Origin of the sequence: Streptomyces azureus (genome assembly GCF_001270025.1) — a bacterium.
GTDB classification, from domain to species: domain Bacteria; phylum Actinomycetota; class Actinomycetes; order Streptomycetales; family Streptomycetaceae; genus Streptomyces; species Streptomyces azureus.
Genome location: NZ_DF968221.1, coordinates 82,422 through 97,710, shown reverse-complemented (window position 1 = coordinate 97,710; position 15,289 = coordinate 82,422). Strand labels below are relative to the sequence as shown.

At 68.7% G+C, this 15,289-nt stretch carries 21 protein-coding genes; all 21 read left to right on the top strand.

Annotation, left to right across the window (positions count from 1 at the left end; translation table 11 throughout):
• The 21 genes from AOQ53_RS07775 to AOQ53_RS07680 all read left to right on the top strand — a co-directional run bounded on the left by AOQ53_RS07775 (position 1) and on the right by AOQ53_RS07680 (position 15,287).
• A complete protein-coding gene (locus AOQ53_RS07775) occupies positions 1–300 on the top strand; it encodes a hypothetical protein (protein ID WP_059416191.1) in 300 nt (99 codons plus the stop codon).
• 128 nt (positions 301–428) lie between these two features.
• Positions 429–653: a MerR family transcriptional regulator gene (locus tag AOQ53_RS07770; protein ID WP_059416189.1), complete on the top strand. Its 225-nt coding sequence runs from the start codon at positions 429–431 to the stop codon at positions 651–653.
• A gap of 63 nt (positions 654–716) precedes the next feature.
• Entirely contained in the window at positions 717–2,768 is a 2,052-nt protein-coding gene (locus AOQ53_RS07765) for a polysaccharide deacetylase family protein (protein WP_059416186.1), read from the top strand.
• Positions 2,769–2,778: 10 nt separating this feature from the next.
• Positions 2,779–3,165 (top strand): phage tail fiber protein, encoded by a 387-nt coding sequence (locus AOQ53_RS07760; RefSeq protein ID WP_059416184.1) that lies wholly within the window; start codon positions 2,779–2,781, stop codon positions 3,163–3,165.
• Positions 3,166–3,177: 12 nt separating this feature from the next.
• On the top strand, positions 3,178–4,290 hold the full coding sequence (locus AOQ53_RS07755) for a hypothetical protein (RefSeq protein WP_059416183.1): 1,113 nt from the start codon (positions 3,178–3,180) through the stop codon (positions 4,288–4,290).
• Entirely contained in the window at positions 4,287–5,474 is a 1,188-nt protein-coding gene (locus AOQ53_RS07750; RefSeq protein ID WP_059416181.1) for a hypothetical protein, read from the top strand. Before AOQ53_RS07755 ends, AOQ53_RS07750 begins: the two co-directional genes overlap by 4 nt.
• Before the next feature lie 24 nt (positions 5,475–5,498).
• Positions 5,499–5,663 carry a hypothetical protein gene (locus AOQ53_RS44475; protein WP_167745688.1) on the top strand — a complete coding sequence of 55 codons (165 nt, stop codon included), beginning with the start codon at positions 5,499–5,501 and terminating at the stop codon, positions 5,661–5,663.
• 9 nt (positions 5,664–5,672) lie between these two features.
• Positions 5,673–6,215 carry a class I SAM-dependent methyltransferase gene (locus tag AOQ53_RS07745; RefSeq protein WP_059416180.1) on the top strand — a complete coding sequence of 181 codons (543 nt, stop codon included), beginning with the start codon at positions 5,673–5,675 and terminating at the stop codon, positions 6,213–6,215.
• On the top strand, positions 6,194–6,469 hold the full coding sequence (locus AOQ53_RS07740; protein ID WP_059416178.1) for a DUF7352 domain-containing protein: 276 nt from the start codon (positions 6,194–6,196) through the stop codon (positions 6,467–6,469). Before AOQ53_RS07745 ends, AOQ53_RS07740 begins: the two co-directional genes overlap by 22 nt.
• Before the next feature lie 18 nt (positions 6,470–6,487).
• Entirely contained in the window at positions 6,488–6,790 is a 303-nt protein-coding gene (locus AOQ53_RS07735) for a hypothetical protein (protein WP_059416177.1), read from the top strand.
• Positions 6,791–6,797: 7 nt separating this feature from the next.
• The gene (locus AOQ53_RS07730; protein WP_059416175.1) at positions 6,798–7,121 is read left to right on the top strand and encodes a hypothetical protein; all 324 of its coding nucleotides are present in this window, start codon (positions 6,798–6,800) and stop codon (positions 7,119–7,121) included.
• Positions 7,118–7,411, top strand: a complete 294-nt coding sequence (locus tag AOQ53_RS07725; RefSeq protein ID WP_059416173.1) for an HNH endonuclease signature motif containing protein — start codon at positions 7,118–7,120, stop codon at positions 7,409–7,411. Before AOQ53_RS07730 ends, AOQ53_RS07725 begins: the two co-directional genes overlap by 4 nt.
• A gap of 6 nt (positions 7,412–7,417) precedes the next feature.
• Complete coding sequence (locus tag AOQ53_RS07720) at positions 7,418–7,618, top strand: hypothetical protein (RefSeq protein ID WP_059416171.1); 201 nt, start codon at positions 7,418–7,420, stop codon at positions 7,616–7,618.
• Positions 7,619–7,888: 270 nt separating this feature from the next.
• Positions 7,889–8,092 carry a hypothetical protein gene (locus tag AOQ53_RS07715; protein ID WP_059416168.1) on the top strand — a complete coding sequence of 68 codons (204 nt, stop codon included), beginning with the start codon at positions 7,889–7,891 and terminating at the stop codon, positions 8,090–8,092.
• A 181-nt stretch (positions 8,093–8,273) separates the two neighbouring features.
• Entirely contained in the window at positions 8,274–8,735 is a 462-nt protein-coding gene (locus AOQ53_RS07710; RefSeq protein ID WP_236711622.1) for a phage terminase small subunit, read from the top strand.
• Positions 8,716–10,455, top strand: coding sequence for a hypothetical protein (locus AOQ53_RS07705; RefSeq protein ID WP_059416164.1), 1,740 nt, complete (start codon positions 8,716–8,718; stop codon positions 10,453–10,455). Before AOQ53_RS07710 ends, AOQ53_RS07705 begins: the two co-directional genes overlap by 20 nt.
• On the top strand, positions 10,404–11,882 hold the full coding sequence (locus AOQ53_RS07700; protein ID WP_236711621.1) for a phage portal protein: 1,479 nt from the start codon (positions 10,404–10,406) through the stop codon (positions 11,880–11,882). Before AOQ53_RS07705 ends, AOQ53_RS07700 begins: the two co-directional genes overlap by 52 nt.
• Positions 11,860–12,633, top strand: coding sequence for a VG15 protein (locus AOQ53_RS07695; protein ID WP_059416161.1), 774 nt, complete (start codon positions 11,860–11,862; stop codon positions 12,631–12,633). Before AOQ53_RS07700 ends, AOQ53_RS07695 begins: the two co-directional genes overlap by 23 nt.
• A 60-nt stretch (positions 12,634–12,693) precedes the next feature.
• On the top strand, positions 12,694–13,290 hold the full coding sequence (locus AOQ53_RS07690) for a hypothetical protein (RefSeq protein WP_059416158.1): 597 nt from the start codon (positions 12,694–12,696) through the stop codon (positions 13,288–13,290).
• Between the two features lie 15 nt (positions 13,291–13,305).
• On the top strand, positions 13,306–14,265 hold the full coding sequence (locus AOQ53_RS07685) for a phage major capsid protein (protein ID WP_059416157.1): 960 nt from the start codon (positions 13,306–13,308) through the stop codon (positions 14,263–14,265).
• A 47-nt stretch (positions 14,266–14,312) separates the two neighbouring features.
• The gene (locus AOQ53_RS07680) at positions 14,313–15,287 is read left to right on the top strand and encodes a glycosyltransferase family 4 protein (RefSeq protein WP_330219302.1); all 975 of its coding nucleotides are present in this window, start codon (positions 14,313–14,315) and stop codon (positions 15,285–15,287) included.
• The last annotated feature ends 2 nt before the right edge of the window (positions 15,288–15,289 follow it).

Here is a 15,289-nt window from a genome sequence, read left to right as displayed (position 1 = left end):
ATGGGAAACGCCTGCTATAAGATCACCCGGCCGAACGGTGAGCGCATCACCGCCGGATACGGCGTCGAGACCGTCTGCGAGGAGGAGGGCTGCAACGAGCAGATCGACCGTGGCCTCGCCTACCTCTGCGGCAACGAGCCCGGCGGCGACGAGTACGGCTGCGGCGGCTACTACTGCGCCCACCACCTCTACCTCGGCTCCGGCGCCCCGGTCTCCGAAGGGCTCTGCAAGCGCTGCGACAAGCGCTGGGAGGAGCAGCACCAGGAGAGGGAGGAGCTGTACGCGGAGACCAGCGGATAGCACCTACTTGCTAGTTGATCGCTGAATCTGTAATCTCCGAAGTCGATGGTGGAACACCCGTCGCAAGAGCACCCAGAGCCCCCGCCGTGAGCTATCCGGCGGGGGTTTGCGCATTCCGGGGAGGTGCCGTGCCGACCTTCTCCAACCCTGCGCTGTACGAGCTGTATCAGCGCGACCTCGGCGACATCTGGGAAGCCGCCCGAGTGGCCGGCGTGAAGCCCGGCACGATCCGCGTCTGGGAAACCCGCGGCAAGATCGAGCGAGTTCCGCTCGACGGTGACCAGCCGCTCTATCACCTGCCGACCATCGAGGCCGCAGCCAAGGTGAAGCCGGGCCGACCCAAGGCCGCCTGATCGTCCCGCCGTTCGTGCCGGTCCCGCGGACGGCGGGGCCCCAATTCGTCCGGGAGGTTTTCAGTGGCCCTGCCTCCCGGACTCTCCACCGTCACGGTCACCGGCACCTACCTGCACCCCAACGGCACGCCGTACAGCGGCCGGCTCGTCTTCCGCCCGGAGCCTGAGGTACTCACCTCGGCGGCGCACGGCACGCTGGTCATCGGCGACGTCGAGGTCGTTCTCGACAACAACGGCCAGTTCACTGTCAGCCTGCTGGCCACGGACGATCCGGATGTGACACCGGTCGGGTGGACGTACCGGGTGACGGAACGCTGGTACGACACGCCGGGCCGCTCCTACCCGCTGTCCCTCCCGGCTGCGGCGCCGGCTGTCGACCTGGCCGATGTGGCGCCGACCGCGCCGTCGGAGGGCGAGTACGTCGTCGTGACAGGCCCCGCCGGGCCTGCTGGACCGGCTGGCCCCGAAGGTCCGGAAGGTCCGCAGGGTGATCCGGGCGACCCGGCTACGAACCTGGTCCAGTCCGTCAACGGTGAGCAGGGCACCGTGTCGCTCAGTGCCGCCGATGTCGGCGCCGACCCGGCGGGGACGGCCACAGTAGCCGTCGCCGGGCATGTGGCCGCTGCGGATCCGCACGGCGACCGCTCCTGGGCCGACAGCAAGTTCGCGTTGGGGAGCACGGTCAGTGCGATCGACGGTTACCTCAACGACGCCCTCAACCGGGTTTCGGCGATCGAGCAGGGCACCGCCTGGCTGTCCGCCCTGAACGTCACCAACAATGCCCAGGTCACCGGCCGGCTCACCGCCTCCGGGTTCGCGCTGCCGCTGCTGCCGCATACATCCCGGCCGACGTGGCGGGATGCGTCGAGCACGGTGACGCTGATGCAGGCCAACCACGGATGGTCGACGTCCGGCTCTGGCGTCGCCTCGTCGAACGCAAACGACACCAGCCAGTTCGTGAAGGGCACGCAGTCGTTCGCCATGACCACCACGGGCACAGGCGCGGTCGCGAACATCCGCCGCTACGGGGCGCCGCAGTTCGATCTGACCGGCAAGGCGATCCGGCTCGTCTTCCGAGTGGCGGACGTCTCCAGGATCAACCAAATAAACTTCCTGGTCGGCAGCAGCACCCTCGCGAACAGCTACAGCTGGCGGGTGTTCACGCACTCCGCCACGGCGCAGAACCAGGTGCAGAGCGGCGAATGGGTCACGGTCACGCTCCAGTGGTCCGGTGTCCGGTCGCCAACCGGCACGTACACCGTCGGTCCGACCGGCGTGCCGTCGGCGACGTCCGGCTTCACCGACATGGCGTTTCAGGTCGTCGACAAGGGGACCGGGGCGGCCACCGTCCACCTGCAATCCGTCGAGCTCATCGACGGCACGGTGACGGACTTCCCCGGCGGAGCGGTGTCGATCACGTTCGACGACTGCTACTCCTCGGTCTGGTCCCTGGCCCGGCCCAAGATGGACTCGCTCAACTACCGCGGCACGATCTACACGATCGCTGACGTCGTCGACACCAGCGGCGTCTACCTGACCAAGGCGCAGATGCGCAGCATGCAGGACTTCAGCGGCTGGGAGATCGCCGGGCACGCCGCGACGGTCGCCGCGCACAACGCCAAGTACACGACCCTGTCGACGCAGGCCGTGCTGGATGAGCTGCGGATTCTGCGCGCCTGGATGGTCGCCAACGGCTTCCCGTCGGAGCATTTCGCCTACCCCGGCGGGTGGTTCGGGCCCACCACCGACGGCGACCCGATCGACCAGCTCACCGCCCGGTACTTCAGCACCGGCCGCGGCATCAGCTCAGCCGACAACGCCGCCGAGACGGTCCCGCCCGGCATGGCCTACAGGATGCGGAGCATCACGGGCATCGGCTCGATGGCCGGCGCGGCGAGCCCCGCCTACCCGTCGACCATGCTCGCCGCCGGTGGGCCGCTCGACCGGTGCGCGTCGACCGGCTCGTGGCTCCAGCTGACCTTCCACGAGATCACCAGCGGCGCGGCGACGACCACGAACCAGTGCAGTCTCGCCGACTTCAACGCGATCATGGACGGGATCGCGGCCCGCGGCATCAAAGTCCTGCCCGTCTCCGACATCATCCGCACCGACTGACGGAGGCACCATGGCCGACAACCTCAGCAACACCGCCGAAAACCTAACGCTCGACTGGATCCTCGGCGTCGGCACCCCGACCCGCCCCACAACCCCGCTGAAGGTCGCGCTGGTGACAGCCAACGGCACGGACACGGCGGCGGGCACCGAGGTGACCGGTGGCTCCTACGCGCGGCAGGATCTCGCTGTCGCCGCAGCCGTTGCCGGGGCCACCAGCAACTCGGCCGACCTCGTCTGGTCGGGTATGCCGGCCGCGACCGTCGTCGGTGTGGAGATCTGGGACTCGGCGGGGACACCGGTGAGGCTCTGGTATGGGCCGCTTACTGCGTCCCGCACCGTGTCTGCGGGGGATGAGCTGGTGCTTTCCGCGGGGCAGCTCACTCTGTCCCTGGCGTGATCGGAGGCCCGCATGCCGAGCCTCTCCACTTTGATCGACAATTTCAACGCGGGGTCGCTCGGGCCCGAGTGGGGCAACTCCTACGGCGGCACGGCGGTCGTCGGCGGCCGGGCCCGCGTGCCATGCACTACCGACTATGCGGGCTGTCAGACCGGCTACGCGTGGACGCTGGCCGGCGCGAGCTTCTTCGTGCAGGTGCCCACCGCGCCAGCCGCTGGCGGGGCCGCGGCTGAGGCGTACTTCGCGGTCACCGTCCAGGGTGCCGTCGCTGGTACGCGGGTCGGGTTCTCGATGAACGCCGTGAGCGGGCTCCTGCGGTGCGTGTCCGAGACGGACTACTGGGACGATGCGGCCGTCGAGCTCACCTACGATCCGGTCGCGCACCTGTTCCTGCGGCTCGTCGAAGACGGGGTGAACCTCACTTGGGACACCAGCCCGGACGGCAGCACGTGGACGACCAGACGGACTCTCGCCACCCCGGCGTGGATCGTTGCTGATGCGGAGGCGTGCGCGCTCGACATGAGCGCTCACCGCGACTCCGGCACCGCCGACTACGCGGAGTTCGATCTGGTCAACACGCTCTCCAACGGGGCCGTGTGGACGGCATCCGCCGACCTGTCCGCGCAGACGACACTCGGTGCCGCCGCCCTCGTAGCGGCCAGCGCCACAGCCGCACTCGGTGCGGACAGCAGCCTCACTGCGGCGCCCGTCCTGTCCGCGCACGTGGCAGCCGCCCTGTCCGGCGAGGCGAGGCTCACCGCCGTATCCGCCGACACGGAGATCCCGGAGGTGGCCGAGTTGTCCGCCGGAGACTGGGACCTGTACATCGAGCAAGGCGCCACGTTCGTGCAGGAGTTCGTCGTCGACGACGATCCGGACTTCACCTGGGAGGGCTGGACAGCCCGTTCGCAGATCCGGTCGGAGGCATCCGAGGCCGGTGAACTCCTCCTCGACCTCACGCCCTACCTGGAGATCATCGGCGGCACGATCCGCGTCGCAGTCCCCGCGGCGGTCACCGGCACGCTGACCCGCAACGGACGCTGGGACCTGGAAGTCGTCAACGGGCCCACCGTCGTGCGGCTGCTCAACGGCCGGGCAGTCGTCTCCCCGGAGGTGACCCGGTGAGGATCCGCGTCATCGGCGAACGCCCCGTCGACTCCATCACCGTCAATGGCGGGCAGACCGGCCGCATCGTCCACGTCAACGCCGGGCTCGTATCCAGCGTCAACGGCCGCACCGGCGGCGTCACGCTCACCGCCGAGATCGTAGGTGCTGACCCGGCCGGCTCCGCAGCAACCGCGCAGGCGGCGGCGATCGCGACAGCCGCCGCAGACGCCACGGCGAAGGTCGACGCGCACGTCGCCGCGACCGACCCGCACGGCGACCGGGCCTACGCCGATGCCAAGTTCCTGCCGCTCGCCGGCGGAACGCTCACCGGAGGCCTGTTCGCCGACCTGGCCGTGCGGGCAGCGTTCTTCAAGACGACGTCGACGACCGAACATGTGGTCACGATCTATCAGGCCGCCACCTCGGGCACCTCCGGTGTCGCCCTGAACGTGATCTCGGACAAGCCGACCGACTCGGCGATGTATCTGACCGGGCACGAGACCGCCCGCGGAACGCTGAAGGTCACCCACAAGAACGGCGGGGCAGGGGCCACGGACGATGCAGGCGCGTCCGCGCTCAGCATCGACCTACAGCGCAACGGCAAGCCGGGCACCGCCGCACAAGGCATCTTCCTCACCGCGACCGAAGGCGCCACCACCGGCAACCTGATCGTCCTCCGCAACAACGGGCGCGACGACTTCGTCGTCAAAGGCACCGGACGGGCCGGCGTCGGCATGGACATCGGTGAAGCGCCCGAAGCGTCACTCGAAGTGAAGCAGCCCGACACCACCACGCCCGGCCTCGTCGTCACCGGCATCGCGGCCACCACTTCGCCGCTGTTCCAGACGAAAACCTCTGCGGGCACGGCGACGCTGGAGGTTGGCAGCAGCGGGGCGATCGTGCACCGGGCGATCAGCTTCTACACCAACAGTCTGCAGCTCGGCTCGACCAGCAGCGACCTGGGCGGCTCCGGCGGCGCGGTCATCTCGATGAAGGACGCCACCACGGCGCCCACCACGAACCCGACCGGCGGCGTCATCGCCTACAGCCAGGGTGGCGTTTTCAAGGTCCGCAACGCGGCCGGGGTCGTCTTCGACACCACCCGGCGCACCGTGACCGGCTCCCGAGGCGGCAACGCCGCACTCGCCAGCCTCCTCACGCAGCTCGCCACGATCGGGCTCATCACCGACAGCACCACCTAACCCGCATCCGAAAGGCCCGCGCCCATGGCCGACGAGAAGACCAACCCTGTCGACGAAGCCCGCCGCATCGTCGCTGAAGACGAGCAACGGAAGACCGAAGAGTGCCGCGCCGAACTCGAAGCCGTCCTCGCCCGGTACGGCCGCAAGCTCGTCGTCACCCAGCCGCAGATCACCATCGTCCCGATGTAGGAGACCGCCATGCCCACCAGCATCGCCGAGGGCAAGGACTGGTCCCTCCGCATCTTCGAGCAGCAGAAGCCCGACACCGTGTGCGACGTAGGCCCGGGCGAAGGTACCTACGCCAAGCTGTTCCGGCCCGTGCACCACGGCGTCTGGTGGACCGCCATCGAGATCTACAAGCCGTACATCCGGCGCTACGGGCTGAAGAACACGGCCAAGCGCAAGGACATGTACGACGAGATCCACAACCTCGACGCCCGCGTCGCACCCGAGCATCTCTTCCACCGGGACCTCGTCATCTTCGGCGACGTCCTGGAGCACATGGCCCGCGGCGACGCCGTCGACCTCCTGCGCAAGGCGGAGACGGCCGGAGCGTGGAACATCCTCGTCAGCTTGCCCATCGTCGAAGCGCCGCAGGGTGAAGTCGACGGCAACCCGCACGAAGAACACCTCCATCACTGGGACGCCAGCGATATGGACGACGTGCTCGCCGAACTCGGCGGGCAGGTCCAGTCGATGCGGGGCGAGACGCTCGGCGTGTGGTGGTGGTCGCGGACGTGACCGGCCAGATCTTCCGCTACGAGGTCCCCGTCGATGACCGGTGGCACGAGATCGCCGGATGTAGCACCCCGCTGCACGTCGACTGCCGGGACCCATGGACCGTCGAGTTCTGGGCGTGGCAGCGCGAAGACCTCCCCGCTCGGCGCTACCGCGTCTTCGGCACCGGACAGCCCATCCCCGACGGCACCCACTACCGAGGCACCACCATCGCGCCCGGCGGACAACTCGTCTGGCACCTCATCGAACAGCCCTAACCTCACGGAGCCCGCGCCATGCCCCGCTACCACGTCAGGTACCTCAACGGCGACGATGAGACCATCGAAGCCGCCGCGATCAGCTACGACGCCGACAAGATCCAGTACCTCGCAACTGCCGAGGACGGGGCGGCCATCGCGTACATCCCGATTGGCAACATCCTGAGCATCGTCGCCATCGACAAGGCGGCCACCACCTACCCCTACCAGGATGGCGACGTCACCGTGCTCGGCCCGGAAGTCTTCGCCTCGCCCGACGGCGAGACCATCTCCTGGAAGGGCGAGAACTACACCCGCCGCTTCTACCCGTTGGGCAGGTGACCGTCTGATGGCCCGCTTGCAGATCCTCGAACTTCCCGAAGGCGCCGGAGACGAGCGGCCGCCGTTCGTGCTCGTCGTCGACCAGTACGAGCCGCAGCGCTACATCCTCGGCCCCGACCAGCCCGAGCCCGTCGACCAGTTCGCTGGGATAGCCGAGAGGATCGGCGCCCGCGCAGTCCTCGTCTTCGAAGAGACCATCGACATCCCCGCCAACGACGCGAGCGCCTACCTCCCTCATGAGCCGGGCAACGAGATCAACCTCAAGCTCGGCGACCAGGACGTGCGCGCCGCCCACGACAAGGCGACCAACGGCGAGCAGACGCAGCGATGAGCGGCGGCTGGCAAGGCTCGGACCGCAAGGCCCGGCTGCCGTCCGGCTGGGCGAAGATCCGGGCCCGCATCCTCGAACGCAACCCCATCTGCACCCTGTGCGGCGTGCGGCCGTCGACCCACTGCGACCACATCGTGGCCAAGGCCGACGACCACAGCGAGCAAGGACTCCAAGGCGTCTGCGGCCCCTGCCACGACCACAAGTCCAGCCGTGAAGGCAACGACGCTCAGCGCAACAACCCCCGGCCAGGACGAACACGGCCCCCCGAACAACATCCCGGGCTGAGGTGAAACCCCGTGCCCCGCTATCTCATCGTCCACCCCCGGGACCAGCGCAGGGACGACGTCCTCGTCGAAGACCCCGACCTCACCCTCCGCTTCGACGCCGGCTGGGCCGTACTCGAAGACGCCAAGGGTGTCTGCCTCGCCATCCCCAGCGGGCAAGGCGCGTCCATCCAACGGGTAGACGTACAGGAGCCCGCGCCGCAAGAGGAGTGATCCACTGTGGCAAGCAAGGGACGAGGCAACGCATCCACACTGCGCAGGTACTGGAGCACAGGACCAGGCGCAGCACGCATCAGGTGGGGCACACCCGGCGACTGGACCAGGTGCACACGCCAACTGCACAAGTACATGGGAGCCAGGGCCAAGGGCTACTGCCAGCTCCTGCACCGCAGGGCGACAGGCGTGTACACGGGGAGCAGGGCCAACGTCGGTAGGCGCAGGCGGTAGGCAGCCGGCCACCCGAGGGGCACGAGGGAGGTAGGCATGGAGGTCTCCCAAGTGCGGCAGCGTGTGCAGGCCATAGCCGATGCGGCCGACGACCCCGAAGATGCACACATGCGCGAGGACCAGCTTCTCGTCGACGTGCTCAAGGTCATTGCCGACTCGTCGACGGATGATCAAGCGCGAGGTCTCGCCAACGCAGCCCTGGAGACTCGCAAGATCGAGTTCGAGCGCTGGTGTGCGTGATCATTACTCATGATCACCTGGGGGGAGATCCCCCTCCCATGATCTTTCCGGATCGGGGCCGTATAGCACCTGACTGTCTGTACGGGTTTCCTAGGCCCCTCCCGATCTGATCACACGCCGTGACTGCGCCTGCCCGGGTGGCTGGCGCGGCCGGCGCAAGGCATCTGCCCCGCGCGCCCTGGTGGCGTGCCTGACCCTGGAGGTCGTCATGGGCACTCGTGGACCCATACCGGAGCGCTCGGAAGCGCGTCGTCGTCGCAACAAGGACGACGGGCCGAAGCTGGCGCAAGCCCCGTCTGGGCCGCCGCTGGATCTGCCGGATCTGCCGGACCCGGATCCGCTGTGGCATCCGATCGCCACGGACTGGTATCTGTCTCTGCAGGAGTCCGGTCAGGCCGTCTTCTATCAGCCGTCGGACTGGGCGATGGCTCGGTACGCCGCGGAGCTGATGTCGCGCGGCCTGTCGTCGGACCGGCCGCCAAACGGTCAGTACGTCAGCGCGCTGGACAGCGTCATGGCCCGCCTTCTGACGACCGAGGGGGACCGGCGTCGGGCGCGGATCGAGCTGGAGCGGAAGCCAGCCGGGCCGCAGCTGGCGTCGGTGAAGCCGCTGGACGCATACCGTGACCTCGCAGGTGGCTGACGAGGCTGTTCCGGAGGTCGTCGAGCCGTTCACAATCGGGCCGACGTGGAAGCGTGGCCCGGACGGGCGGTTCATCCTGCCCGAGTACACGCTGGGCTGGCACTGTCTGGCGTGGACGGCGACGTACCTGCAGCACTACGTCGGGGCGCCCTGGCGGTATACCGCCGAGCAGGCTCGGCTGACGCTGTGGTGGTACGCGATGGATCCTGTGACGAACCGGTTCCTGTGGCGGGATGGCGTGATCCAGCGGCTGAAGGGCTGGGGCAAAGACCCCCTGATCGCTACCTGGTCGGCGTTCGAGTTTGTCGGCCCGTGCCGCTTCGGCCAGGTCGCCGACGAGGGTAACGAGTGGGGCGTTCCGGCGGGGCAACCGCTGGGGGTTCAGCATCCGGCGGCGTGGGTGCAGATCGCGGCGGTGTCGCAGGATCAGACGCGGAACACGATGACGCTGTTCCCGTCGATCCTGTCGAAGCGGGCGATCGAGGAGTACCGCATCGACCTCGGCAAGGAGATCATCTACGCCGACAAGGGCCGGGCTCGCATCGAGGCGGTCACCTCGTCTCCGAGGGCCTTGGAGGGTGGGCGGCCGACGGCCGTCAATCTGGGGGAGACGCACCACTGGCTGGAGTCGAACCAGGGCCACGAAATGGCCGCCGTGATCGAGCGCAACGCCACCAAGAGCGCGGACGGCCAGTCGAGGACCTTGGCGAACACCAACGCCTACGAACCCGGCGAGGACAGTGTCGCCGAGCGCACCCGGGAGGCGTTCGAGTCGGCTGAGGCCGGCCGGGTGGTGGACACGGGCCTGTTCTACGACAGCCTGGAGGCTCCGGCCGAGGCGAAGTTGACCGAGGAGTGGATCGTCCCGACTCTGCGGGCCGTCCGCGGGGATTCGATCTGGCTGGACATTGAGCGGCTGAAGGCGTCGATCCTTGATGTCCGCAATCCGCCCAGCCGGTCCCGGCGCTTCTGGTTCAACCAGATCGTCGCCGCGGAGGACGCCTTCCTGGCGCCGTATGAGTGGGATGCCTGTCGCCGCGAGGATGCGGGTCTTCGGCCGGGCGACGAGATCGTCCTGTTCTTCGACGGCTCCAAGAGCGACGACGCGACCGGCCTGGCGGCCTGCCGCATGTCGGACGGCTTCGTCACCGCGCTGGGCGTGTGGCAGCGGCCGGCGAACTGGCCGCAGGACGTGCCGTGGCGGGTGCCGCGCGAGGAGGTCGACGGGACGGTGGACCAGGTGTTCGCGGACTACCGGCCGATCGCGTTCTTCGCCGACCCGGGCGCCGGTCACGACGACGCGGACGGCGAACGCTACTGGGACGGCTACATCGACGCGTGGGCGCAGCGCTACGGCAAGAAGCTGAAGCTGAAGGCGGTGACGGGCGGCGCGAACCGGCACGCGGTGCTGTGGGACATGCGTGACCGGCGCCGCCAGCAGGCGTTCACGGAAGCTGTGGACCGCTTCTACCGGGACGTGCTGGAGCGGCAACTGTTCCATGACGGGCATCGGATGCTGCGCCAGCACGTGGCGAATGCCCGGCGCCGCACGAATCAGTGGGGCTACACGGTCGGTAAGGAGCATCGCGAGTCGGCCCGCAAGATCGACCTGGCGGTGTGTGCGATCGGGGCGCGGATGCTGCGCCGGATGATGTTGAACTCGACGGCGTGGGCGAAGCGCGGCACGCCAGGCAAGGGACGGGTGGTGGTGCTTCGATGACTGCGACCATCCCCGAGCTGCCGCTCCTGTCGCTGTCGGGCGACGAGGCGCAACTGCTGACGGCGCTGCGCTCGGACCTGCTGTCGCAGCGGTTCAAGCTGGAGCTGCTCGACGCCTATTTCAACGGCGAGCAACTCGTTCGCGACCTCGGGATCTCGATTCCGCCGCAGCTCAAGGGCCTGCACACGGTGATCGGCTGGCCGCGCATCGGTGTCGAGTCGCTGGAGCAGCGCCTCGACCTGGAGGCGTTCCGCTGGGCGGACGGAACGGACCCGTCCGATCTGGAGGAGATCGCCGAGTCGAACGACCTGTACGACGAAGCGTCGTTGGCCCACTTGGACGCCCTGACCTACGGCCGCGAGTACGTGTCGGTCGGCTCGGGCGAGGCGGGCGATCCACCACTGATCACGTTCGAGTCGCCGCTGGACATGACGATGTTCTGGGATGCCCGGCTGCGTCTGGCGACGGCTGCTCTGCGGGAGTCGGTCGAGGACGGGGTGCGTATCGCGACCCTGTATCTGCCGGATCAGACGGTGTACGCGGCCGAGGTGGATGGCGGCTGGGAGGTCTTCGACCGGGACATCCACAACCTGGGCATGGTGCCGGTGCTGCGGATGGCGAACCGGCAGCGCACCGCGGACCGCATCGGTAAGTCGGAGATCACGCCTGAGGTCATGTCGATCACGGATGCGGCTTGCCGGCGGCTGATGGGTATCGAGGTCGGCGCCGAGTTCTTCCAGGCGCCGCAGCGCTACATCCTGGGGGTGTCGGAGAGCGCCTTCCAGGACGCGGAGGGCAACGCCAAGTCGGCCTGGGAGACGTACATCGGCCGAGTGTTGGCGCTGGAGCGGGACGAGAACGGGGAAGTGCCCACGGTGGGGCAGTTCGCCGCCCACGATCCGTCCGGCCAGACGAAAATCATCGACCTCTACGCCCGCATCATGGCGTCGCAGTTGTCGGTGGCCCCTCACGTTCTCGGCTACACCAGCGACAACCCGGCGAGCGCTGACGCGATCCGCTTTGCCGACAACGGGCAGATCAAGAAGGCGGAGCGGCGCATCCGCCGCTTCTCGGCGACGCACCGGGACGCGATGAGGCTGGCGCTGTGGTTCCGCGATGGGGAGCCGCCGGATAAGTCGCGCCGCATCGAGTGCGTGTGGCGCAACCCGGCAACGCCGACGGTGGCGGCCCAGGCCGACGCCGCGGTGAAGCTCGTTCATGCGGGCATCCTGCCGGCTGACGGTGATGTCGTATTGGAGATGGCCGGGCTGAGCGAGGATCAGCGCCGCCGGGTAGCCGCCGAGCGTCGCCGTAGCGCCAACACGGCCGCCAGCCGCCAGCTCATGGACCGGCTCGCCGCGATGAGCGAGGGTGACGAGCCGCCCGCCGCAGCAGAGGTGACTGGTGGCGACGACGGTCTCGGATAACGGCGATGAGGCTCGCCGCTATCGGGCGGCGCAGGTTGGGCTGACGATGCTTCTTGTGCGGGATGTACGCGGTCTGCGGCGGCTGATCCTGCCGTCGCGGCTGCGGGAGAGCGTCCCGGACTGGCTGACGGCGATGAACACGGTCATCGCCCAGTACGCGCGGACCTCGGCTGCTTTGGCGGCGGACTTCTACGATGCGCAGCGGGAAGCGGCCGGCGTGCCAGGGTCGTTCACGGTGCCGGTCGCGGATCCGCCTCCGCCGGAGCAGACGGAGGCCTCGCTGCGGTGGGCGACGAAGGATTTGTGGCCGCGGGACCCGGAGGAGGCGACGCCGGCCCAGCTGCAGCCGATGGATGTCCGCCTTACGCAGGCGGAGAAGAAGGCCGAGCAGGTCGCGCAGAAGTTGGTGGTTGATACGGGTCGCGGCACTGTCCGGGAGGCGGTGCGGCAGGACCGGCAGGCCACCGCGTGGGCGCGATCGGCGGCTCGCGGGGCGTGCGCTTTCTGCAAGATGCTCGCCTCGCGTGGCGCGGTGTACGAACAGGAAACAGCAGATTTCCGGGCGCACGACGGCTGTCACTGCGGCGTGGTCCCGGTATTCAAGGGGCAGCGGTTCGAGCTGTCTCAGCACGCCCGTGAGTGGGAGCGCATCTACCGCGAGTTCGCGCAGGGCCACTCCGGTGACCAGCTGCGCCTGTTCAGGCGGGCGCTCGCCGAGCACGACAGCAACCCGCTGCCGGGCTCCAACTGACCAACCCCCTTCGGCTGCCCTGGTGGCGGCCTTTCTCAGCCCCTGGAGGGCCAACTAGCCATGCCCGAGAACGAGGAGACGGCCGAGCAGGTCGAGACGGAGCCGCAGCAGTCCGAGGCCGCCCCGGAGGCGGAGCAGGACCCGGCGGATCCGTGGGCGGACCCCGCCAAGGCCCGCAAGGAGATCGAGAAACTCCGCAAGGAGTCCGCTGGCTGGCGCACGAAGTACCAGGAGGCCAAGCCTCTCGCACAGAAGGCGCAGGAGCTGGAGGACGCGAACAAGTCGGAGCAGGAGCGGCTCACCGAGCAGCTCACCTCTGCCGAGCAACGTATCCAGCAGTTCCGGCAGCGCGCGGTCCGGTCCGAGGTGAAGGCCCTGGCGGCGGCGGAGTTCGCCGACCCGGAGGACGCGCACGCGTTCCTCGACCTCACCTCCTATGTGGACGACGACGGCGACGTCGACACGGCAGCCATCCGGCAGGACCTGAAGGACTTGCTGAAGCGCAAGCCGCACCTCGCCAAGCCGGCCGACACCTCGCCGCGGGCGCCGAAGGCAGACCGCACGCAGGGCTCTTCGGGCAACGGCAACCGAACCCCCAACGATCCGGCGGCTGTGTTCGCCGACTTCATGACCCAGGGCCTCGCACGGGGCCACTGAGAAAGGTAGCCCCCGATGGCGACGAATCCCATCAAGCTGTCCACCATCGACCCGATCTTCCTTCCGGAGACGCTGGTCGGCCCCATCTTCGAGAAGTCAATCGAGGGCTCCGCGGTCATGAGCCTGGCCCGGCGGGTGCCGCTGTCGATGACGGCGAACACCGCGGTCCCGGTACCGCTCGATGTGCCGACTGCGGACTGGGTGTCTGAGGGTGGTCGCAAGCCGCTGAGCTCGGGCGGTGTCGAGGTCAAGCAGATGAGCGGCAAGAAGATCGCCGTACTCATCCCGGTGTCGATGGAGGTCGCCCAGTCCAACGCGGCCGGCCTGTGGACGCAGCTCCAGAGGGATCTCCCGACGGCGTTCGCGCGGGCTTTCGACATGGCCACGATCCACGGCAAGAACATGAAGGGCGGCACCGGTCCCTTCGCCGACTACTTCGCGGCCACCTCGAAGGCGGTGTCGCTGGGGACGACGGCGCAGAACCAGGGCGGTATCTGGGGTGACTTCGTCGCCGGCATGGAGGAGATCATCGACGACGACTGGGACTACACCGGTACCGTCGCCGACAACCGGCTGAAGCCGAAGCTTCTGGCCGCCACCTCCACCACGGGCGAGCCGCTGTTCGTGGCGACCCGCCAGCCCGGCGCTGGCACGGGTGCAGCCCTGCAGGGTGAGCTGATCGGCGAGCCGATCGCCTACTCCCGCAGCGTGTCGGGCAAGCTGCGCCGCCAGTCCACCTCTGCGGATTCGGGGCTGCGCGCCATCGGCGGTGACTTCTCGCAGGCCGCCTACGGCGTGGGCATGGACATCTCGGTGAAGCTGTCGCGTGAGGCGACGTACATCGACGAGGACGGCGGCGTGCACAGCGCCTTCCAGGAGAACCTGGTGCTGCTCCTGGCGGAGGCGTACTACGGCTTCGTTCTGGGCGACGCCGAGGCGTTCGTGAAGTTCACCGGCACGCCGAGCGGTTCCTGATGGGGGCGGTCCCGGCTTCCGCGCCGGGCGGGACCGCGCTCAGCATCGTGGCCCGGGTGCATGCGATGCCGCCGGAGCACAACGCGGGCGCCGAGCACATGCTCGTGTCCATGCTGCGGCCCCTGGTGGAGCGCGGGCACGACGTGTCGGTGTGGCTGTCCCGGTACGGCAAGGCCAGCAAGGTCTACGAGTACCGGGGCATCCGCGTGGTGCCGCTGGAAGCGAGGCTCGACTTCCCCACGGCGGTCCGCAAGGCGAATGTCCTCATCTCGCACCTGGAGTGCGTGCCCCACACGACCGCCCTGGCCCGCGGCTACAACAAGCCGGTGGTGGTCCTCTGCCACAACACCCACCGGCCCACGTTCCGCGACATGGCGGCCGGCGGCACCAAGCTGGCGGTCTACAACAGCCGCTGGATGGAGCGGGAGGCGGAGTTGTTCTTCGCCGAGTACCCGAAGTCCGTCCACCCCGAGCAGTCGCTGATCGTGCGTCCACCGGTGTTCGCCGACGAATACGCGACGAAGCCGGGCAAGGCGATCACGCTGGTCAACTGCAATCCGGAGAAGGGCGGCCGGGTTCTGGAGAAGCTGGCCCGCCGTATGTCGGACCAGCAGTTCATCGCCGTCCGCGGCGCCTACGGCGACCAGATCCTCCCCGATCTGCCGAACGTCGAGATAGTCGAGCACGTCCGCGGCGAGGACATGAGGGAGAAGGTGTACGGCCGCACGAAGGTGCTGCTGATGCCGTCCTCCTACGAGTCGTGGGGCCGCGCCGGTTGTGAGGCGCTCGCCTCCGGCATCCCCGTCGTGGCCCACCCCACCCCGGGGCTGTGCGAGTCGCTCGGCGAGGCCGGGGTGTTCGTCGACCGCAACGACGTGGCGGGCTACGAGGCGGTGCTTCGGAAGCTGTCGGCGCCTGCCGAGTACCGGCTGGCGTCGAAGCGGGCCAAGGCCCGCAGCGCCGAGCTGGATCCGACCGCTGAACTGGCCGCCTGGTGTGACGCCGTGGAGGCCCTGGCCTAGGA

Excerpts from the sequence above, each read along its gene's own strand:
- AOQ53_RS07745 (WP_059416180.1), top strand. The coding sequence starts at position 5,673 with ATGCCCACCAGCATCGCCGAGGGCAAGGACTGGTCCCTCCGCATCTTC.
- AOQ53_RS44475 (WP_167745688.1), top strand. The coding sequence starts at position 5,499 with ATGGCCGACGAGAAGACCAACCCTGTCGACGAAGCCCGCCGCATCGTC.
- AOQ53_RS07715 (WP_059416168.1), top strand. The coding sequence starts at position 7,889 with ATGGAGGTCTCCCAAGTGCGGCAGCGTGTGCAGGCCATAGCCGATGCG.
- AOQ53_RS07775 (WP_059416191.1), top strand. The coding sequence starts at position 1 with ATGGGAAACGCCTGCTATAAGATCACCCGGCCGAACGGTGAGCGCATC.
- AOQ53_RS07685 (WP_059416157.1), top strand. The coding sequence starts at position 13,306 with ATGGCGACGAATCCCATCAAGCTGTCCACCATCGACCCGATCTTCCTT.
- AOQ53_RS07730 (WP_059416175.1), top strand. The coding sequence starts at position 6,798 with ATGGCCCGCTTGCAGATCCTCGAACTTCCCGAAGGCGCCGGAGACGAG.
- AOQ53_RS07760 (WP_059416184.1), top strand. The coding sequence starts at position 2,779 with ATGGCCGACAACCTCAGCAACACCGCCGAAAACCTAACGCTCGACTGG.
- AOQ53_RS07735 (WP_059416177.1), top strand. The coding sequence starts at position 6,488 with ATGCCCCGCTACCACGTCAGGTACCTCAACGGCGACGATGAGACCATC.
- AOQ53_RS07755 (WP_059416183.1), top strand. The coding sequence starts at position 3,178 with ATGCCGAGCCTCTCCACTTTGATCGACAATTTCAACGCGGGGTCGCTC.
- AOQ53_RS07725 (WP_059416173.1), top strand. The coding sequence starts at position 7,118 with ATGAGCGGCGGCTGGCAAGGCTCGGACCGCAAGGCCCGGCTGCCGTCC.
- AOQ53_RS07690 (WP_059416158.1), top strand. The coding sequence starts at position 12,694 with ATGCCCGAGAACGAGGAGACGGCCGAGCAGGTCGAGACGGAGCCGCAG.